General features: G+C 54.6%; 19 protein-coding genes. 3 read left to right on the top strand and 16 right to left on the bottom strand.

All coding sequences use genetic code 11. The annotated features are described in order from the left end of the window. Positions 1-10 precede the first annotated feature (10 nt). Together AB4N74_RS10445 and eco are read right to left on the bottom strand one after the other, a co-directional pair. On the bottom strand, positions 11-316 hold the full coding sequence (locus AB4N74_RS10445) for an NIPSNAP family protein (RefSeq protein ID WP_064362707.1): 306 nt from the start codon (positions 314-316) through the stop codon (positions 11-13). A gap of 21 nt (positions 317-337) precedes the next feature. Next, a complete protein-coding gene (gene eco / locus AB4N74_RS10440) occupies positions 338-823 on the bottom strand; it encodes a serine protease inhibitor ecotin (RefSeq protein WP_460099938.1) in 486 nt (161 codons plus the stop codon). A gap of 367 nt (positions 824-1,190) precedes the next feature. On the opposite strand from eco, the gene AB4N74_RS10435 reads away from it, so the two are divergent. Continuing rightward, complete coding sequence (locus tag AB4N74_RS10435) at positions 1,191-1,460, top strand: DUF1652 domain-containing protein (RefSeq protein WP_093431200.1); 270 nt, start codon at positions 1,191-1,193, stop codon at positions 1,458-1,460. Here the strand turns inward: AB4N74_RS10435 and AB4N74_RS10430 are convergent. Then, positions 1,457-1,855, bottom strand: a complete 399-nt coding sequence (locus AB4N74_RS10430) for a hypothetical protein (protein ID WP_095126326.1) — start codon at positions 1,853-1,855, stop codon at positions 1,457-1,459. The genes AB4N74_RS10435 and AB4N74_RS10430 overlap by 4 nt on opposite strands. Before the next feature lie 89 nt (positions 1,856-1,944). Further along, complete coding sequence (locus tag AB4N74_RS10425) at positions 1,945-2,214, bottom strand: DUF2790 domain-containing protein (protein ID WP_427119641.1); 270 nt, start codon at positions 2,212-2,214, stop codon at positions 1,945-1,947. Positions 2,215-2,710: 496 nt separating this feature from the next. Here AB4N74_RS10425 and AB4N74_RS10420 point away from each other — a divergent pair, with 496 nt between their 5' ends. Further along, complete coding sequence (locus tag AB4N74_RS10420) at positions 2,711-3,007, top strand: hypothetical protein (RefSeq protein ID WP_093431206.1); 297 nt, start codon at positions 2,711-2,713, stop codon at positions 3,005-3,007. Between the two features lie 72 nt (positions 3,008-3,079). Here AB4N74_RS10420 and AB4N74_RS10415 read toward each other — a convergent pair whose 3' ends face one another. The 8 genes from AB4N74_RS10415 to AB4N74_RS10380 all read right to left on the bottom strand — a co-directional run bounded on the left by AB4N74_RS10415 (position 3,080) and on the right by AB4N74_RS10380 (position 12,402). Continuing rightward, a complete protein-coding gene (locus tag AB4N74_RS10415) occupies positions 3,080-3,880 on the bottom strand; it encodes a PoNe immunity protein domain-containing protein (protein ID WP_460099933.1) in 801 nt (266 codons plus the stop codon). A 253-nt stretch (positions 3,881-4,133) separates the two neighbouring features. Then, positions 4,134-4,667, bottom strand: coding sequence for a hypothetical protein (locus AB4N74_RS10410; RefSeq protein ID WP_460099931.1), 534 nt, complete (start codon positions 4,665-4,667; stop codon positions 4,134-4,136). Continuing rightward, positions 4,664-4,996, bottom strand: a complete 333-nt coding sequence (locus AB4N74_RS10405; protein ID WP_460099928.1) for a hypothetical protein — start codon at positions 4,994-4,996, stop codon at positions 4,664-4,666. The genes AB4N74_RS10410 and AB4N74_RS10405 overlap by 4 nt, the downstream gene beginning before the upstream one ends. 482 nt (positions 4,997-5,478) lie before the next feature. Then, a complete protein-coding gene (locus AB4N74_RS10400; RefSeq protein ID WP_460099925.1) occupies positions 5,479-6,420 on the bottom strand; it encodes a PoNe immunity protein domain-containing protein in 942 nt (313 codons plus the stop codon). A gap of 163 nt (positions 6,421-6,583) precedes the next feature. After that, complete coding sequence (locus AB4N74_RS10395) at positions 6,584-7,525, bottom strand: PoNe immunity protein domain-containing protein (protein WP_460099922.1); 942 nt, start codon at positions 7,523-7,525, stop codon at positions 6,584-6,586. A 122-nt stretch (positions 7,526-7,647) separates the two neighbouring features. Further along, positions 7,648-8,769: a type VI immunity family protein gene (locus tag AB4N74_RS10390; RefSeq protein WP_460099920.1), complete on the bottom strand. Its 1,122-nt coding sequence runs from the start codon at positions 8,767-8,769 to the stop codon at positions 7,648-7,650. Positions 8,770-8,778: 9 nt separating this feature from the next. Further along, complete coding sequence (locus AB4N74_RS10385) at positions 8,779-10,158, bottom strand: VRR-NUC domain-containing protein (RefSeq protein WP_460099917.1); 1,380 nt, start codon at positions 10,156-10,158, stop codon at positions 8,779-8,781. After that, positions 10,159-12,402 (bottom strand): type VI secretion system Vgr family protein, encoded by a 2,244-nt coding sequence (locus AB4N74_RS10380; RefSeq protein ID WP_460099914.1) that lies wholly within the window; start codon positions 12,400-12,402, stop codon positions 10,159-10,161. 374 nt (positions 12,403-12,776) lie between these two features. On the opposite strand from AB4N74_RS10380, the gene AB4N74_RS10375 reads away from it, so the two are divergent. Next, positions 12,777-14,078, top strand: coding sequence for an OprD family porin (locus tag AB4N74_RS10375; RefSeq protein WP_460099911.1), 1,302 nt, complete (start codon positions 12,777-12,779; stop codon positions 14,076-14,078). Between the two features lie 143 nt (positions 14,079-14,221). Here the strand turns inward: AB4N74_RS10375 and AB4N74_RS10370 are convergent, their stop codons facing one another. From AB4N74_RS10370 to AB4N74_RS10355, 4 genes are all read right to left on the bottom strand, one after another. Then, positions 14,222-14,842, bottom strand: coding sequence for a transglycosylase SLT domain-containing protein (locus tag AB4N74_RS10370; protein WP_093431224.1), 621 nt, complete (start codon positions 14,840-14,842; stop codon positions 14,222-14,224). A gap of 45 nt (positions 14,843-14,887) precedes the next feature. After that, entirely contained in the window at positions 14,888-15,826 is a 939-nt protein-coding gene (locus AB4N74_RS10365) for a carbohydrate kinase family protein (RefSeq protein ID WP_460099908.1), read from the bottom strand. Between the two features lie 13 nt (positions 15,827-15,839). Next, complete coding sequence (xylB, locus tag AB4N74_RS10360) at positions 15,840-17,336, bottom strand: xylulokinase (protein ID WP_460099905.1); 1,497 nt, start codon at positions 17,334-17,336, stop codon at positions 15,840-15,842. A 205-nt stretch (positions 17,337-17,541) separates the two neighbouring features. Beyond that, positions 17,542-19,014: a mannitol dehydrogenase family protein gene (locus AB4N74_RS10355; RefSeq protein ID WP_460099902.1), complete on the bottom strand. Its 1,473-nt coding sequence runs from the start codon at positions 19,012-19,014 to the stop codon at positions 17,542-17,544. Positions 19,015-19,021 lie beyond the last annotated feature (7 nt).

Genomic DNA, 19,021 nt, shown 5'->3' with positions numbered 1-19,021 from the left:
ATGATGAGGCTTACGGCAGCAAGGGGCGCAGGAAGCTGCGCTCGTAGCTGACGATAAACTTCTTCTCGACCAGGCTGGCCACCAGTGCGGTGCTCTCCGGGTCAGTCATCGCGATGTGCCGATAGCTTTCGTAATCCGCCAGCGACGGAAAACTGAACAGGCAATAAGCGATGTTGCTCGCGCCCTCGGACGGCAGGAAGTAGCCATGATGGGTGCCGCCCAAGCGCTCGACGATGCCGAGCCAGGCCTTGGCGTAGGCTTCGAACTCAGGCAATTGGTATGGATCAATGACATATCGGACGTGGCAGGTAATCAAACGACGCACTCCTTGTTCGGGTTATTCCTGCAGGGCTGTACCGACTTTGTCGGACGCCGACCAGATGCGATAACGCACTTCGACATCGGACGGCGCATACACCACGACCGGCAACTTGCTGTTGTACCGCAGCATGAAGCCGTCACCAACGACCGGCACGAAGGCGCGTTTCTTCTGGCTGCCGGGTGGGCAGGCCATCATCGTGCTCATCGGCCCAATGACTTTTTCCAGCCGATAGAACGGATAACCCCAGCCTTCAAGATTCTTCTCATCGAGAACACCGCCCAAACGCTGACGGTTGCAATCCACTTCAAGGGTTGTGCCGGCGAGGATTTCCACCTGGAAGTTTTCTTCCTGCTCCTGCTTGGGCAAGTGAATGACCTGGCGGGTAAACCCTGCTTCAGCTTTTGGGTACGGCGCGACGTCTTCAAGCTTGGCGGCGTGGGCGAGGGTGGACAGGCTGGCGATGATCAGCCCGGTGGTCGCGTAAACGCGGAAAGAACCCATGGAAGCCTCCGTGCGGGTGTAGGGTGGATTACGGGCATTCTTACCGTCATGGGCCGTGATTGCAAACCAGCGTCGAGTTGCAAATTGCAGTGCCAGCAGGGGTCATTCTTGCAAATTGCAAGAGCCAAATACTGGCACCGCCGCCAAGTGCTTGATTTGATAAGGGTGAAAATGAACCGATGAAAGGCACGCTTTATGCGTCTTTTCAGTGCGGCGCACCGGCCTTGGGCGCCTACACTCCAATGGGCATTTCGCAGTACCACCGCTTGTCGCACCCAGGGAAACAGCGGGGACACACCCGTGCAGGGGCCGCAACGGTCAGCGTGAATACTTGATTGGCATCTCACAGTAAGGAGAGGGTTTCGCCATGTTTCTGTCTGCCTTGGAACTACGCAATATCATTGAAAGCAGTTTTCTGCCGAAACGCTGCCAGTGCACGCTGTCGCCGGACTTGTCGATGACCGTCAAGGTCTTCGGCGATCACCAGACCGATCAGGTCGATCTGCTGGTCAGCGGTATCGACGCCAGCCACCTCAATGGCTGTCGTGAAATCAACGAACTGATCGCGGGGCTGCGCTCGGACTTGAAAGAACAAACTACGCCACATCACTACAGCCCACGCTCCAGAGCCGTCTAACGCACCGTTTCACCCAGTTCGACCGTCACGCGCCGGGCCTGCACAAAACCAAGGCCCAGCGCGAACTCGACCAGCACCGCGAGCAAAATCCCGGGGCCGGCATGGCCGTTGAGCCATTCCGCAAAACCCAGCACCGCCAAACCAAAACAACCGACGATAAAGCCGTTGCTCAGCGCATTGCGCCCCAGCGACGGCGGCGCGTTGCGCACCAGATAAAACATCACCCCCAACGCCGCAAAAAGCACCGCACTGCGCCGCGCGACAAACCCCGCAGCGTCGGAATACTCGATGCTCCAGATCGCCAGCAGCCTCTCCGGGAAAACGCCCCAGGCCAGCGCCAGCAAAAAACACAACGAACACGTGAAGCCCGACAACGAGCGAAACGACAACTGCATGGCGAATCCTTGCGGCAGTGAGGAGGGCTCCGAGCATAACCGCCGAAACTCCCCACGCCTACCGCAAACCCGCAAATCAGACGTTTCTGTCAGTTCTGGAAGTTGCACGCGTCAGACAATTTCCGATAGCTGATTTCTTCAGGCTTACCGGCATTGTCGATGTACTTCATATCGGCCGTGACCACTTTGCACAGTTGCGTTGGCGGCTCGGTCAACGACACCACTTTGGCCACCTGCAGCGGCATGCCGTACTGATACGGCACGGCTTTGGACGTGGCCGAAGTGTCATTGGCCTGTGCCAGCCCGGCGAACGCAGTGCAGGCGAGGGCGGCGGTGAGCAATAAAGGACGAATGTTCATGAAAGGACTCCCGAGTGGCGGTTCTAGAGTTCGGCGTGATGCACCCGAACCTGCCGCACTGGGCAACAGCCAGAATGGCTGAGGGCGTGCGGTTCAGTAGAGTTTTTGACCACGGCGTTAAGGGATGGTTAACCGAGCTGAACGCCGGCTGTCAGGGAGTGCGGCGGTTTTCTCAGGAAGGTTTGGCGAATTCCTACAAAGGCTGGTGCCTTGTCTGCTTTCGGCGGCTGGAGCGGGGCGGTTATTGTCGGTTGCCGCTGCAAAATCAGTGGTTCGGGTTTGGTCACCTGATAACTTCCCTTATTGCAGATGTGCCATCATTTGCGCTGCGGACATCTGTGTCCGTGCGGTGCATAGCTGTGGCGGCTGTGTGCAGGACGCCTTCGGGCGAGCTGAGTTGGGGTTGTTCTCGGTTGACCAAGCCTGCACACAGTCCGCCTCCCACTGTTTGGTCACAGTGCTGGCGGTTACTTTCGACCCAATTGAGTAATCACCTATGCCGATAATCAAACTGCTACAAAACCGCTACCTCCCCCTCACAAGCAACGTCACCGAAACCCCGACACTGCTCATCGACACCCAAGCCAACCCGAAAGACATCCTCGAAGCCGCCGTCCAGCGCATCCGCGCCGCCGCCGACCTGCTCGAAACCCTGCATTGCCTGTGCTTCAAGCACGCCGACGTGCAAGACATTCCACACATCACCCATGCGCTTTACCTGCTGACGCAGGATGGCAATGATTTGCTGCAGGTCGCACAGCAGCAAATGTTGAACTGGAAAGCGCCTGCCTGAGTTCACCTCTCAAAAAAGCCTGCCGTCGAAAGAGGGCAGGCTGAGAGAGTAGTGGCGCTGGATTCGAAAAGCTCATTGGGGTTGCAGGTTGCGAGCGTATTCGACCAGATCTTTGGGGTAGACCATGTGATCGATTTTGCTGTCGTCTATGCCGTATAAAAACGCGATGGCAGCAGCCTCGAAAGTCCAATAACCAACGTAGTTGCCGTCATCGTCTTCAATGTCGAGATGACTGTCATGCCAGTTAGTTTGTAAATCTTCGAAGCCTTGGTACCAACCGTCACAGTATTGCTCAAGTAGCTCGCTGGACTCTTCAGCGCTCTCCGCGTAAATCGCCCGAATCAGCGGCGTGTACAAATCGTGATACCACTCATCAAGGTCAGCTCGCCCGGGCAAGCACTTGCGCAGCAGATCCTCATATAACGTGTCCTCGCCTGCGTAGCCGGCTCGGTCAATCAGGGCGGAGAACCTGGCCAGTAAATCGATGCGATGCAGCAGGATGCACAAACTCATGACCTGGACGCATTCTTCGTACTGCTCCGGCCAATCATCGATTGCCAAAGGCGAAACGTTGGGTTCATCGTTCAGAGCAAGCGCTTGCTGATTGATTTCATAGTGATCTACGAGCTTCTCCAGTCGCGGAACCAAAGAGGCTATCGGTTCGCCTGCCGTGTAACTGACCAACAAAGCGTTGAACGCGGCATCTTTGAAATAAGTAGTGCGCAACGCCTGCTCTTCAGCAGCGCTATCCGCCTGCATGGTCTCGCCCACCCAGCGGGACTCGGTTTCATCATAGAGTCGGATGGATTTTCGATAGTACGAGTCAGTGAGAAACGCTTGGCGTTTACGCACTAGGGGATCTTCCTTTTCCATAACACCTGCTCAAGATCGAGAACTGAAAAGCCTTTTTGAGATATCCGCTACGAAGGTTGAACGTTGTTGGTAGGCCGTTGGCTTCTTGCATACTCGACTCCCCTGACCAATGCCAGAGTGTGTCGCCCCGGCGAGAGTCGGTGATGTTAGGAAAGATCTCACCCTGTTGAAGTTGTCTGCGAGAGTTTTCTTGGGTTGGCGTAAACCAATAACCTCGCTCAGCGCTCAAAGAACAAACCCGAATGAATGCTTGTTACTTCAGATCGAACACCTCAAAACCTTTTCGACCGGGCAGAGTGTTGACACCTTTCGGTTCCTCTGGCTGCCCTTTGATTGCGATGTAGTCATAGACAAGGAATTTTGAGGGGCCTTCATAACCCTCATTCGGTATCACTAAGCGCATTTGTTGTGCATTTAAGTACAACAGGCTCGGAAGCGCTTTTTCGGCGAAATCGATTCGCTCCAGGGTTTTAGTCTTTGGATTTTTGCGTACAACGGCTCCTTTCAAGTAGGGGGAGCCATAGTTCAAAGCGTAAACCAGACTGGATCCTGAGCATCTTGCTAATACGATGTCGCCAACGAAGTTTGTATCTGGCATGTCCGGAAAAGCGGTATCGACATTATCGCCAATCATCACGAATAGCTGCTGACCATCCTCACTTGAGCTGGCGAGCAAGGCCGCACTGGTTCCGTCGGGAAATGGGCAGTCCAGGACGACTTTCTTAGGATCAGCTAAAAGCGGACGACAAAAAATGGCGAAAACTAAAACAATCCACAAGTTTTTCATTGTAATGCCGTCCGCAAAGCGTCCATCGAGTCAGGATTCGCCGCTAGTTTTTTGGCGCACTCACTTATTTTTTTGTAATAGATTCCATTGGTTTTGCCCCGGTATTTTTTATACGCCTCTTCCGTTGAACTGGAAATGTCCAGCCAGTACTGCATGTACTCTGTTCCCAGTTGAATATTCTGAGCTTCGTCCCATATGGATTGGGATGCGTAAAAGGCTGCCCCAGCCGCAAAGGCTTCTTCAGTCTGAGCATCGCTCGGAGAACGTCCCAATTGTTTTTTCTTTCGGTATTTATAGACTTGTTTTACCGCAGGCTCTTGCATCTGCATAAGGCCTCGGGCTGAATGTTTACCTAAACCCGCATTCGCATCAAAGCGTGACTCCATATAAATCTGGCAAATCACCAGGTTATTTCTAATTTTTCGGTGTACGAGATGAACAGTTTCTTTAAGGCTGCGTTTTTGAAACGCGTAGCTCTTAAAGAGGCTTCTTGCTCTGGAGTGTCTGACTCGAATGTATTGTTCGCCCAGAACTCTTTGGTTTCGTCGCTGTAAGCGAGAAAGTCGTTATATCTGACCTCGGTTAAAAAATCTTGTCTTCTGTTCATAACAGAGTTTTTACTCAAGAGTGAAAGTGATAGTTACGCTATTTCTTCGTGAAACGTTTTTTTGTTTAATACAGATAGTTTGACTTCGCCTCCATTAGGGAGTGCGAAGTGGTCCTGAAAGTGCGTCCAAGTATATTCATTTTCCGTTCTTAGACGCTTCGCTCAGCGCTCAAAGCGCTAGCGCCGAGCGAAGGGTAAAGCAGCTTATTCTTCGCCTGACCAATACCAAATAGTGTCCCCCCAATGAGAGTCTTTGATGTCAGGCATAACCTCACCTTGAATGAAGTGACGACGAGACTCAGCTTTGGCAGGGGTAAACCAATAGCCAGTTTTGCTACATGGCTGACCAGCGTCAACACGAGCAACCTGTGACCCATTTGTTGGTCGATAATTTCTAGCGTACTCGACCAAGTCTTTGGGATAGACCATATGGTCTATTTTGCTGTCGTCTATGCCATATAAAAATGCAATAGCTGCTGCTTCGATGGCCCAGTACCCGACATAATTTCCATCCTCTCCTTGTAAGTGAGTATTGTGCCAAGGAGCCTGTTTAAAGGCTGGGTACCATTGTTGGCAATATTTCTTTAGAAGCTTTGAAGATTCTTCTTTATTGTTAATGTATAGGGCTTGTACAAGTGGTGTATATACGTCGTGATACCAGCGATCGACGTTGTGGCGGTTTGGCAGAACTTTCTTTAATAAGTCTTCGTAAAGAGTGTCATCACCAGCATACCCTGCTTGGTCAATGAGTTTTACGAAGCGAGGTAATAGGTCAGTTCGATGCAACAAGATACAGAGACTGATAACTTGAACGGCTTCCTCGTACTGATCCGGCCAGTCATCAAGTGCCAATGGCGATATTTTGGATGATTTTTCATATTCGGCCAGAGTTTTTTGACGGATCTCGTATTTTTCAATTAGATCCTCCAACAGAGGGACGAGTTTCTCTATGTTTTCCCCTGCGGTATAGCTGGCAAGAAGCTTGTCAAGAGCTAGAGTCTGAAAAAAAGCTGAGCGAAGTGACGCTTCTTCCTCGGCAGTGTCGGATTTGAATTTGTTACTCTTGAAGAACTCGATTACTTCGTCGTGTTCTCTTAAGAAGTTTTTATAATGGTTTTCGCTAAAATAAGCTTGTCTTATTTTCATGTTAGCCAGTCTCATCTTGAGCGAGTCTGATGCAACGTGTTTATGGTTTATGGTGAGTTATGTGGAGGCGTATTTACTATTTGGATTGCAGGGGTTGTAATAGTGTGCCATGAGTAGTTCGCTCAGAACTGTTGGCCAAGTTCTGAGCGAATAGGAAGCAACTTTATTCTTCGCCTGACCAATACCAAATAGTTTCACCCCATTTGGAGTCACTGAAACTCGGCATGGTTTCACCTTGAAGGAAGTGACGTCTTGAATTCGCTTGTGCCGGTGTGAACCAACAGCCAGTCATACTGCATGGTTGACCAGCATCTATGCGAGCAACCTGGTATTCATTAGCAGGCTTATAATTCCGGGCGTATTCGACCAAGTCCTTCGGATAAACCATGTGATCAATTTTGCTGTCATCTATCCCATATAAAAATGCAATAGCTCCTGCCTCGAACGCCCAGTATCCGACATAATTTCCTTCTTCGCCTTGCAGGTGAGTATCATGCCAAGGAGCTTGTTTAAACGCCGGATACCATTGGCTGCAATATTTTTTTAAAAAACTTGTGGCCTCTTCTTTTGTTTTTGCATATGTAGCTTGCACTAATGGAGAATAAACATCATGGTACCATTGGTCTACATCAGCTCTGCCGGGTAATATTTTGCAGAGTAAATCTTCGTACAATGTATCATCGCCCGCATAACCAGCATTATCTATCAACTTAACAAAGCGCTTAAGCAGGTCTGTGCGATGTAATAGAATGCAAAGGCCTATAACTTGCACGCACTCCTCATATTCGTGTGGCCAATCGTCTATTGCGAGTGGTGAAATTTCAGGAGATTGTTCAGATACGGCTAGTGCGGCCTGCCGGATCTCATATTTTTCAACTAGATATTCAAGCTGAGGAACCAGTGAGGTTATTTCTTCGCCTGCTGTATACATGGCCATTAGCTTTCGAAGTGCTAAGCGCTGAGCAAATCTTGAGCGAAGTGTCGCCTCACCTTCAGGCGTGTCGGACTTGAATTTCGTTGCCTTTAAAAACTCAGTCGCGTCACCGTGCTCTCTCAAGAAATTCTTGTAATGGGCGTCACTGAAGAGTTTTTGTCTTTTTCGCATGTTTTCATGCCTGAACTTGGCCGCAGCGGCCAAGTCTCCGCAGAGCAATAATTAATTGTAAAATTTAAATGTGTTTTCTGCGTGATTCGTCCAATACCTAAAAGTTAGCGCTGCCGAACGATTTATTCTTCTCCCGACCAATACCAGAGTGTATCGCCCCAGTCGGAGTCATTGAAGCTAGGCATTAACTCACCTTGTTTGAAAAATTTTCTCGAATTTGCTTTAGCGGGAGTGAACCAGTAACCATCTTTTGTGCACGGTTTATTTGACTCGATACGGGACGGGGGGGCGATGCTCTCATTTTGATCAAAACGCTCGTACCAAAGGTTGGTACTTTGCTCCTCGAAGCAGTTTCCATAGGGAGAATAATGATGGAGTTGATCGGGTTCAGGATTTCGGACTAATTTCAGAATGCGATTAACCGCGATGTACGAGTCGAGACCACCTTCACCTATCGGGCCTAACTCAGGATACTCACCTGCTTGAATAATTACTCCGTTATCATAGTTGACAATATCGATGTTCCCACTTCCGCTTAATTTTTGTCGCAGAACGGACTCCCCGCCTAGGTTCTCGATGAATGAATTTCCAATAATTGACTGCCAGTTAACTCCTTTTATATGGTTGACCAGTTCCGATGCCAAGCTATGAGGCATGGAGTCGACGTCCAATCCGCTATATTTTTGAGAAAGTTCAAATTCTATGGGCATATAGCTGTCGTAGTCGAACGGCAATATGCTCGATAAACCGCCATAGCCATGCTCTGCTTCGACCTGATTGCAAAGGTACGTTACCCATGCTTTGTAATTGCCACGCCCTTCGTCTGTGGTAATGAACTCCCAGGGGAAGACCAACTTTATATACGAGCGTTCGCTATCCTCGTGTATTTCTCGAGAATTAAGCGTGGAAATTCCATAGCTTGCGGCTTCTTTGGTACTAGTGGCACTGGTCAGGTGCAGCTCGCAACGGTCATTACCAGATGATGTCTGGATTTTGGTGATGGCTTTTTCTAATGTTGTCGACGTTAGTGTTTTATAGCTGTCCTGAAGCAAACCTTTAAGATTGGCTCCGAATTCATCATGGAATCTTCGAAAACATTCGATGATTTTCAACTTTTTTTCGGCTGTGTAACCGTCTTTAAAGTAAACCGTAGCGATCACGCCAAGTCTCACTACTGAGGTTCCGTCCGCCAACTCAAACGACAAATCTGGCGCATTTTCCACAAGCTTTTCTAGTTTATTCATTTTCTAATCTCAATGTGCTGCTACGGCCGGTCCGACAGCTAATCCGGTGAAGGCCGCAGCCGTGCTCGCTACGGCTCCAGTAACACTTGTAGTTACGCTTGCCACTGCAGTGCCGACTGCTGCTGCGCCAGTACTCAGAATTGCAGCTAATGTTCCCCAGGCTGCGATAGCCAAGCGCACTAATAGCAAGAAGCCTGACACCAACGCTGCGGGAATCCCCAAACTGACTAGTCCCGCACCGATCGCTACCACAACGACAACCGTTGCCGCAGCTATGCCTAAATCGATAAGCACTTGAACCCAGTTGATTTCTTTCAGCATCTCCAGGGTGACATCGGTGTAGCGCTGTACTTCCAACCAGATTGCTCTCAACTGATCATCCGTCCAGCTTAGAATTTGCCCGCCTTTTTCACTTAACCATTGCCAAGTCTTCTGGCTTTCGTTCCGTACCCACTCACCTTTAGCGTCAAGCCATGTTATGGCTTCGTGCAAATGCTGCTGTACATCCTCAGATAGTTGGCGAATACCTTGTGCTCCTTGCTCCAACAAACTGTCGACAGCGCTTTGTACTTGTTGAGTCCAACTTTCGATGTGAGCAGGGCGGGCTGTAGGTTCTGGCCCGTAGGCAGGAACCGGAACCGGGGCAGGCCGTGGTGGGCGACCGGGATGCTTTGGTGGTAAGAGAGGAATCCATTTGGCAGGGTCAGTCGCTCGGGTTGGCCTCTGCTCCCTATTGTATTCCTGATCTCGTTCGCGATCCTCGTCGTCCCGGCAGTCACTTACTTCCAGTACCGCAAAACGGTTTTTTTTTCCCGCAATACGCTCGTAGTCTTGGCGTTGATCCTGAGATAAAAAGTCCTTGGGGAATTTGACCTCTACGACTCGTTCAAGATTGTCTTCGTGCTCCGCACCATCATGGTCGAGGCTTTTTGTACCCGGCCAGCGCGTCTTAGGATTTTGGACAATGATCACGTCAGGGCGGCGTAGCAATCCTGACGTTCTTCCACTTGGGAAAAAAGTCATGGTGTGGCGCCGATCGGGATCAGGTTTTTGGTCTCGGAACAAAGATGTACTCAGAAACGGAATAGGAGGCTTAGGTCTTTTGGGAGACATATCAAAACTGACTTCTGCCTTATAGTCCCAACGGAAGTCGTGGCGATATTCATCAGCTTTGATAAGTCCACTCATAACAAGCTGTTTTAGCTCAACATCAGTGACGCCGCCGTCCTTGAGAGGCTTGACGGTTAATCTTGGAAAACGAGCAGCGTACCTCGCTTTTTCCATCAGATAGCCCTGATTGTGAGGTGCGACCGTGCCAATCGTCACTTCGCCTTTAATACTGGTGGTTGTGCAACTCTTTGGAGCTTCGGGTGGTTGTATGACCGGCATTTAATTACCCTCCGTGGTGGCCCTATAGTCCAGCGTCATTTCCGTAGGAGCACTTTCACCTGCTCTGACTAAAGGCTGTTTAGGCTCTGGTTTACGCTCTGGAAGAAAAAGCTCGACTTCTGCTGGTTCTGCACTACGCGCCAAGAAAGTTTTTCCCTCGTGATCCGTAAAACCTGCGACTTTCGTTCCATCTGCAAGCTTTAATGTATAGGGGCTTCCTATAGCCGGCTCACCCGATTCCTCATCGAGGAGTTGGTATCTTGCTTTATGACTTCGCGGCGCCGATTCTAATAATTTTCCGAATTTGTCTTTGTCCGCCAACCCCGGAATCAACGGCACCAAAATCCCGATCCCGGTGCCCACGCCAGGCGCGCCGCCGGTATTGACCTTCACTTCAGCGCCGCTGATGGTCACGCCACCGGCATCGACCTTGACGAAACTGCCGCCAGCCTTGGCGGTGAGTTCCATGCCGGCGTCTACCACGACCTTGTCGCCGGCGTGGTAGTGGATTTCGCTGCCGGCTTCGACGAACTGAGCGGTGCCGATTTTTACGTGCTGGGTCACGCCGACGGTCAGGTGCTCGTCGGCGCGCATTTCGCTGATGCGATCCAGATGGGTGATGCGGTGTTCTTCAAGCTTGAATTCGCTCAGCGTGTTGGCTTCGACGGTGTCGTGCCGTTCGTTGCCGACGCGGATCTTCTGGTCGTGCTCGATGTTTTCGTCCCAGTCGCGTTGGGCGTGGATGTAGATCTGCTCGACGCCTTTCTTGTCTTCGATACGGAACTCGTTGTAGCCCTTGCCGCCCGGTGAACTCAGGGTCTTGAAGGTGCTGCGGGTTTTGTTCGCCGGCAGGTCGTAGGGGACGACGTTTTCCTTGTGGTACAGGCAGCCGGTGACCAGCGGCTGGTCGGGATCGCCTTCGAGGAAGGTAACGAGGACTTCCATGCCGATGCGCGGGATGGCGATGCCGCCGTACGCGGCGCCGGCCCAGCCGCTGGCGACGCGCATCCAGCAGGTGGTTTTGTCGTTGGACTGACCGTCGCGGTCCCAGTGGAATTGCACTTTGATGCGGCCGTATTGGTCGCAGTGGATTTCTTCGCCTGCCGGGCCGGTGACGACAGCGGTCTGGCTGCCGAGGACTTTTGGTTTCGGGTGTTCAAGGGCAGGGCGGTAGTGCGCGTCCCACGGGGTGGCGAGGAAGCTGTTGCGGTAGCCCTGGTGGAAATCGCTTTTGTTGTCGGTAACGTCGCTGGTGACGTTTTCGCCGAGGACTTGCGGTTGTTTGCCTTCGTGGAAGACTTCCAGCAGCAGCCACAGGTCGTTCCATTCGGCGCGCGGGTGTTCGGCGAGCGTGAGGAAATGGCCGCTGGTGAGCGTTGGTTCGTCACCTTTGCCTTCGGCGAGTTTGTAGTCGCTGCGATGGCGTTCGAGGGCGCGAGTGGAAAGGAACTTGCCGCGCTCGCGGGTGGTGAAGCGGCCGGGGTAGTCGTAGTCCTCGAGGTCCGGGGCAAAGGTGCTTTTCGCCGTGCCTTCGGGGAGGATCTGCGGTTTTTCGAAGTCGTAGTCGCGGCGGCTGACGCGCGTAGTGCGGGTTTCCAGACGCAGGTTGAAGCGTTTGATCACCGGTTTGTCGGCGGCCATGCCGGAGTCTTGCTGGTAGCTCACCGGTTTCAGCTTGCGGAACACGGTCTGGTCGTCGCCGAACACCAGTTTGTGGCCGCTGCTGCTGTGCTGGAAGTGGAAGTGAATGCCTTCCTCTTCGCACAGACGCTGGATGAAATGCAGGTCGGATTCGTCGTACTGCACGCAGTAGTCGCGTTGCGGGTATTCGGCGTTGAGCTGGAAGCTGTAGGCGTCGGCAAGAATGCCGCGATCTTGCAGCACCTGGGCGATGATCTTCGGCACGGTCAGTTGCTGGAAAATCTGCTGATCGTGGTTGTGCCGCAGGTAGGCCAGTTGTGGCACCAGGCTGAGGTTGTAACGGGTCAGGGTCTTGCCGGAGTCGCCTTGCTCGATGCGGTAGACCAAACCGTGGATCTTGCCTTCGCCGGTCGGGCCGAAAGTCAGGACGCCGGGCTTGTGCAGCAGCTCTTCGAGTTTGAGGTCGGGGCGGGCGCTGACGAGTTCGAGGTCGAAACGGAACGGCTCGTTGAGGGCTTCGCGACCGGTGAAGCTGAGGACTTGCAGGTCGGCGTTGGCGCCTTCAAGCGTGAGGGTAATGTGGGTTGCGTTGGCGTCCAGCATGCCTTGAATTCCGTCCATTGAATAAGCAGGTGACGGATGATGGAGGATTCAGCCGCCTCGTTCAAGGCACAAAAGCCGTAGGTCTGGCAGGTTTGCGGTATAGGGAAAACCCTTAGATGAGGTGTTTGGCCCAATGAAACCGGGTGTTTAGTGCGAATTGGTGTTGATCGCCGGCAACTTTTCCCACGACCCTGCGTTGAAGAATCCTCAGTCAGATTCAGACTAAAGTCGCCTGTAGCACGTCAAAGCCATCTGCCATCATTGCCGCTCACCCCTGCGTGTTCACTTTCTCCTGGTTCAATTCGACCCGGGACGGAAGCTATTTTTCTGGCTTGTTGCGCGCTTGCGCAAACGCTGCATTGTTGGAGTTTTTCATGCGTCCCCCATTTCCCCTCATCACCCCGCGCCAGTCGTTTGGCTTCGGAGCCTTTGTGCTGTGCGCAGGTTTTACCGCACAGGTTCAGGCCAGCGGATTCCTTGAAGACACCACGGCGAAAATCGAGTCGCGCACGGTGTACTTCAACCGCGATTTCCGTGATGGGCACACCACGAACGATCAGGGCGCCTCCAAGCGTGAAGAGTCGGCACAGGGCTTTATTCTCAACCTGCAATCGGGCTACACCGACGGTACCGTGGGTTTCGGTATCGATGCGCTGGGCATGCTCGGCTTTCAACTCGATTCCAGCCCGGATCGCAGCAACAGCGGCTTGCTGCCTTCCAGCGGCAACGACCCGCGCGGCTCGAAAGGCCAATACGCGAAAATGGGCCTGACCGCCAAGGTCAAGGTTTCGGACACGGTGCTGAAGTACGGCGCACTGCTGCCGGATCTGCCGTTGCTGAAATACAACGACGGTCGTTTGCTGCCGACCATGTTCAACGGCGCCATGCTGACTTCTAAAGAGGTGAAAGACCTGACCTTCATGGCCGCGCGCCTGGACAAGTACACCGCGCGCGATTCCACTGATTCGCAAGACATCCGCGTGCACTGCAAGAACAAGCGCTACGCCTGCAACACCACTGCCGATCATTTCGACATGTACGGCTTCGACTACAAGATCAACGATCGCCTGACTGCGCAGTATCACTACGCCGAACTGGAAGACATCTATCGTCAGCACTTCGTCGGGCTGTTGGGTAATCAACCGTTAGCTGGCGGTGTACTTAAAGCGGATCTGCGCGTGCTGAAAAGTGCCGATAGCGGTGATGCCAAGGCCGGTTCAATCGATAACCGCGCGTTGAGCGGCATGCTGTCGTATGCGCATAGCGGTCATACGTTCAGCGCCGGTTGGCAGCGCATGAACGGCGACAACTCGATGCCGTACCTCGATGGCAGCAACCCGTATCTGGTCAACTACGTGCAGGTCAACGACTTCGCCGCTGCGCAGGAACGCTCGTGGCAGTTGCGTTATGACTATGACTTCAAGGCCATTGGCATTAATGGTTTGAGTTTCCTGACGCGCTATGTGAACGGTGATCACATCAAGGTGTTGGGCAGTGATCAGGAAGGCAAGGAGTGGGAACGCGACAGCGAGTTGAAGTATGTGATTCAGACGGGCACGTTCAAGGATGTGAGTTTGCGTTTGCGTAATGCGACTTACCGTACCAACTATGAGAAGTTTGCTCGGGATGTGGATGAGACACGGTTGATTGTGAGTTATAGCTTTTCGGTGTTGTAGGTCTTGGATGTGTAGTGCTTGATCGGGCGTTATCGCGAGCAGGCTCACTCCTACAATGGATTAATGTTGATCGCAATATCCGCGTCCGCTGAAGATCCCCTGTAGGAGTGAGCCTGCTCGCGATGAGGCCCTTGAAATTGCTGCTACAACCAATGCCAGAACCGGCTCCAGAACCCCCGATTCAAATCCTCTTTGCACCCGGCATACTGCCGCGCATACACGTCCGAACGATTCTGCACTTTGCGCGCCGTTGGCATCAGCCAGGCTTTGCTCGCGTAAGTCTTGTTGCGGAAGCCGCCCCAGCCTTCGTGGTAGTTGAGGTATTGGTTGTAGGCGTCGTACTTGTACACGCCGTTGATCGAGTAGGTCTTGTCCATGTACCAGCCGACGAAGTCGATGGCGTCGTCGAAGTCTTCGCGATCGGCCCCGCGGCGGCCGGTGCTTTTCTGGTAGTCGGCCCAGACTTCATCTTTGGCTTGCGCATAACCCGAGGCGGTCGAGACGCGGCCCCACGGGATCACCCACAGCAAGTATTTGCGTGGGGTCTTGGCGTCGTAACGGTAGCCGGATTCCTGATACATGATCGCGAAGGGCACCTGAATCGGTACGCCCCAGCGCTTTTGCGTGACTTGCGCAGCGTCGTACCAGTCGCTTTTTTCCCGGAAGATTTCGCAGATGTCTTCCGGCGAGCGGGGCGGCGAGGTGCCGCACCCGCTCAGAAGCGTTGCCAGTGTCAGTAGTCCAAGCGTCTGCCTGTAATTCAAAAGCCGTTATCCCGTCGTGCGCAAAAAGGCCGACAGTCTACGCGCTCAGCTCAATTGGTGACGATAGGGCAGATCCGGACCGGTCTTGCTGCAAGTCAGCGCGGCGGCTTGCACAGCGAATCTGAGCATGGCGTCGATCTGTTCGCGAGCGAGTTGCTGCACGCCTTCAACCGAATCCAGACCGTGCTCGGTCAGCCAGGTGATCAGCGCGGCCTGGAAGGTATCGCCCGCGCCAACGGTATCGGCGATCTTTACCGAGGCTGCCGGCACCGACCAGTTGCCATGCTGGCGGCTGAACACACTGGCGCCGTCGCCACCCCGGGTCAGGAAAACGATCTGGCAGCGATGTTCGAGCCAGCCTTCGATCACCCGTTGTGGGTCCTGTTCGGGGTAGAGCAGGCTCAGGTCTTCGTCGCTGACCTTGATCAGATCGGCCAGTGGCACCAGCGTCGCGATGCGCTCGCGCCACAGGTCGATATTCGGCTGGGGATTGAGGCGTACGTTCGGGTCGAGGGTGATCAGGCGTTTGCCGCTTTCACGCTGTACCAGTGCCAGCAAGGTATCGCCAATCGGCTGCACCACTAGCGAGAACGAGCCAATGTGCAAGCCGCGCACCTCAGCGCCCAGCTCTGGCAGATGCGCCAGACTCAACTGCCGGTCCGCGCAGCCTTCACCGCGAAAGCTGTAGTGCGGCGAGCCATTGGCACCGACGGCGACCATGGCCAGCGTGGTCGGTGCGGCGAAGTCCACCAGATAGTCCGGACACACGCCTTCGTCCTGCAGCACTTGCTGCAAGCGGCGGCCGAGGTAGTCAGTGGACAGCCCGCCGAACAGGGCCGAGTCCACGCCCAAACGACGCAAACCGACGGCGACGTTGAACGGCGAGCCGCCAGCAATCGCCTTGAAATTCACTTTCGAGGCCAGACCGCTGGCGTCGTCTTCACTGAAAAAATCAAACAGGGCTTCGCCACACACCAAATACATAATTGTTTGCTCTTTATAGGGTTGCGACATGCTGTTGATAGCGTTCATAGGCCTGCTGGAACGCCGCGACGTTGGCGGCAATCGGCAGGGTTTCACTGCTTGAGTCGAGTTTCACGCAGCGCTGGCACAGATCGGCGAGGGTGTCTTCGTGGCCGTTCGACCAGGATTTGCACCACGCCGCTTGAATCGCTGCGCCCAAGGCTGCGGCTTCACTTTGTTCGGTACAGATCACCGGGGTGTTCATGATGTCGGCGACGATCTGCCGCCACACCGCGCTTTTCGAGCCGCCGCCGATCAGGCAAATGCTGCGGCTTTGTAAACCATTCTGGCGGAGCAAATCCAGCCCGTAACGCAAACCGAAGGTGGTGCCTTCGACGGCGGCGCGGCACAGATTGGCCTGCGTCAGGTTATCCAGCGTCAAGCCGTGCAGGCTGCCGGTGGCATGGGGCAGGGCGGGGACGCGTTCGCCGTTGAGGAACGGCAGCATGCTCACGCCGTCAGCGCCGATGGGGGCTTGAGCGACGAGGTCGTTGAACTGCTGCAGATCGAGGTCGAACAGCTCGCGGATCGCGCCGGTGGCGTTGGTCAGGTTCATGGTGCAGATCAGCGGCAACCATCCGCCGCTGGACGAGCAGAACGTCGCGACCGAGGCGTCCGGGCTGACTTTCGGCACTTCGGAATAGGCGTACACCGTGCCGGAAGAACCGAGGCTCATGGTGATCGCGCCGGGCTGAATATTGCCGGTGCCGAGGGCGCCCATCATGTTGTCGCCGCCGCCGCTGGAGACCACCGCGTCGGGGTTGATGCCGAGGTGTTCGGCAATCGCCGGCAAAATGGTGCCGACAGATTGATGTGCATCGATCAGCTCTGGCAGCGCCGCTTGCAGGCGTCCGCTGGCGTCGATGTCGCGCAGCAGTTGCAAGTCCCATTGGCGGGTGCGCACGTTGAAATAGCCGGTGCCGGAAGCGTCGCCGTATTCACTGCAGGCGCGGCCGGTGAGCCAGAAGTTCAGGTAGTCGTGGGGCAGCAGGATGCGTGCGATGCGCGCGAACACCACGGGGTGTTGTTCTTTGGTCCAGAGCAGTTTCGACACCGTGTAGCCCGGCGCGATGACCACGCCGAGGCGTTCCAGCGAGCCTTTTTCACCGCCCAGATGAGTGAGCAGACGGTCGTTTTCGGCGCTGGTTTCGGTGTCGCACCAGAGCTTGGCCGGGCGCAGCACTTCACCTTGATCATCGAGCAGGACCAGACCGTGTTGCTGGCCGGAGACGCCGATGCCGAGGATCGACTGGCCATCGACATTTGCCGCCAGTAATGCTTGGCGGGTAGCGATGGCGAAGGCGTCCAGCCATTGCTGGGTGTCTTGTTCGCGGCGGCCGTTGGCGCCGCTGATCATCGTGTGTGCGGCGGCGCCTTGGCCGAGGACCTGGCCGGTGGCGGCGTCGAGGATGATGGCTTTGGTGCCTTGGGTGCCGCAGTCGATGCCTAGGAATAGTTGTTGTGTTGTCATGTGTGGACCACTCGGGTGTGGTGAAGATCAAGAGCTTACCCCCTCACCCCAACCCTCTCCCCCAAGGGGGCGAGGGGGGAAGGGAGCCGATTGGGGGGCTGTTCAAATCCTGAGTTCGACTCCGGACGTTCAGGTCGATGTAACTTGCACAAACCACTCGGTCAGTTCCCTCTCCCTCCGGGAGAGGGTTAGGGTGAGGGGCTTTTCAATCCAGAATCCGCTGGAGAGTCCGCGTCACACCATCCTCGCGCAAGCTGTTACAGCACCACTCAAACGCCGCGACAAACTCCGCCGAACGCGGAATCGCCGTGCCAAAAATCTCCTCAACCGCCAACAACCGCTGCGTGATTAAAGCATCGTCCGCCACCAACGCCTGAAAAAACGCCGCGCGCGGATCAGGAATCGAATAGCTATCGCCATTCTCATCCACCCCCTTCAAATACAACGCCCACGCCGCCACCACCAACGCCGCTCGCTTGGTTTCCTGCCCATCGGCAATCAAGCGGTTGATCGTCGGAATGGTGAACTTGGGAAACTTCGACGAGCCGTCCGAACACACCCGCTCCAACTGATCGGCAATCGCTTGATTGGAAAACCGCGCCACCAGCGTGTTTTTGTAATCCGTCAGATCAATGCCCGGCACCGGCGCCAGTTGCGGGGTTACGTCCAGGTCCATATAGGCGCGCATATAACGCACGAACAGCGGGTCATTCATGGTTTCGTGCACAAACCGGTAACCCTTCAAAAAGCCCAGATAGGTCAGCGCCAGGTGGCTGCCGTTGAGCAGTTTGATTTTCATCTCTTCATACGGCGAAACATCGTCGGTGAACTGCACACCGACCTTTTCCCACGCCGGGCGGCCATTGACGAATTTATCCTCCAGCACCCATTGCACGAACGGCTCGCAGACCACGGGCCAGGCATCATCGACGCCGTGTTTGTCGGCCAGTTGCAGGCGATGCGCGGTGCTGGTCATTGGCGTGATGCGGTCGACCATGGCGTTGGGGAAACTGACGTTGGCGTCGATCCAGCTGCACAGGTTGCTGTTACGCAACGTGGCAAACGCCAGCAGCGCCTTGCGCGTCACGGCGCCGTTGTGCGGCAGGTTATCGCAGGACATCACGGTAAACGCCGGGATGCCTGCCGCGCGGCGTTTTTCCAGGGCTGCACACAAGAAACCGAACACGGTTTTCGGGTTTTCCGGGTGGGCCAGATCGTGCTGAATCTGCGGCAAGTGCGCCATGAATTCGCCGTTGCTGTCATCGATGCAATAACCGCCCTCGGTGATGGTCAGCGAGACGATGCGGATTTGCGGATCGGCGAGTTTGTCGATCAACGCCTGAGCGCCGTCCTCGGCCAGCAGCATGTCGCGAATCGCGCCGATCACGCGGACTTCGGTGTCGTCGCTGTCGCCGAGTTCGAACAGGGTGAAGAGGTAATCCTGCTCCTTGAGATCGTCGCGGGCGCGGCGATCTTCGGCGCGCAGGCCGACGCCACAGATCGCCCAGTCGAGGGCTTCGCCGGTGTTCATCAAGGCATCGGTGTAATACGCCTGATGCGCGCGGTGGAAGCCGCCGACGCCAATGTGAGCGATGCCCTGGCGGGTGTCGCTGAGGCTGTAGGCCGGCAGTTGCACTTCGCTGGCCAGACGATGGAGATTCTGTTGGTTGAGTTTCATCGGGAAT

It is taken from the genome of Pseudomonas sp. H3_C08, from assembly GCF_054669455.1.
This window is presented reverse-complemented; position numbering and strand designations above follow the sequence as displayed.

Excerpts from the sequence above, each read along its gene's own strand:
- xylB (WP_460099905.1), bottom strand. The coding sequence starts at position 17,336 with ATGACAACACAACAACTATTCCTAGGCATCGACTGCGGCACCCAAGGC.
- AB4N74_RS10400 (WP_460099925.1), bottom strand. The coding sequence starts at position 6,420 with ATGAAAATAAGACAAGCTTATTTTAGCGAAAACCATTATAAAAACTTC.
- eco (WP_460099938.1), bottom strand. The coding sequence starts at position 823 with ATGGGTTCTTTCCGCGTTTACGCGACCACCGGGCTGATCATCGCCAGC.
- AB4N74_RS10435 (WP_093431200.1), top strand. The coding sequence starts at position 1,191 with ATGTTTCTGTCTGCCTTGGAACTACGCAATATCATTGAAAGCAGTTTT.
- AB4N74_RS10425 (WP_427119641.1), bottom strand. The coding sequence starts at position 2,214 with ATGAACATTCGTCCTTTATTGCTCACCGCCGCCCTCGCCTGCACTGCG.
- AB4N74_RS10375 (WP_460099911.1), top strand. The coding sequence starts at position 12,777 with ATGCGTCCCCCATTTCCCCTCATCACCCCGCGCCAGTCGTTTGGCTTC.
- AB4N74_RS10385 (WP_460099917.1), bottom strand. The coding sequence starts at position 10,158 with ATGCCGGTCATACAACCACCCGAAGCTCCAAAGAGTTGCACAACCACC.
- AB4N74_RS10420 (WP_093431206.1), top strand. The coding sequence starts at position 2,711 with ATGCCGATAATCAAACTGCTACAAAACCGCTACCTCCCCCTCACAAGC.
- AB4N74_RS10380 (WP_460099914.1), bottom strand. The coding sequence starts at position 12,402 with ATGCTGGACGCCAACGCAACCCACATTACCCTCACGCTTGAAGGCGCC.
- AB4N74_RS10365 (WP_460099908.1), bottom strand. The coding sequence starts at position 15,826 with ATGTATTTGGTGTGTGGCGAAGCCCTGTTTGATTTTTTCAGTGAAGAC.
- AB4N74_RS10415 (WP_460099933.1), bottom strand. The coding sequence starts at position 3,880 with ATGGAAAAGGAAGATCCCCTAGTGCGTAAACGCCAAGCGTTTCTCACT.
- AB4N74_RS10410 (WP_460099931.1), bottom strand. The coding sequence starts at position 4,667 with ATGAAAAACTTGTGGATTGTTTTAGTTTTCGCCATTTTTTGTCGTCCG.
- AB4N74_RS10390 (WP_460099920.1), bottom strand. The coding sequence starts at position 8,769 with ATGAATAAACTAGAAAAGCTTGTGGAAAATGCGCCAGATTTGTCGTTT.
- AB4N74_RS10405 (WP_460099928.1), bottom strand. The coding sequence starts at position 4,996 with ATGCAGATGCAAGAGCCTGCGGTAAAACAAGTCTATAAATACCGAAAG.
- AB4N74_RS10355 (WP_460099902.1), bottom strand. The coding sequence starts at position 19,014 with ATGAAACTCAACCAACAGAATCTCCATCGTCTGGCCAGCGAAGTGCAA.
- AB4N74_RS10430 (WP_095126326.1), bottom strand. The coding sequence starts at position 1,855 with ATGCAGTTGTCGTTTCGCTCGTTGTCGGGCTTCACGTGTTCGTTGTGT.
- AB4N74_RS10395 (WP_460099922.1), bottom strand. The coding sequence starts at position 7,525 with ATGCGAAAAAGACAAAAACTCTTCAGTGACGCCCATTACAAGAATTTC.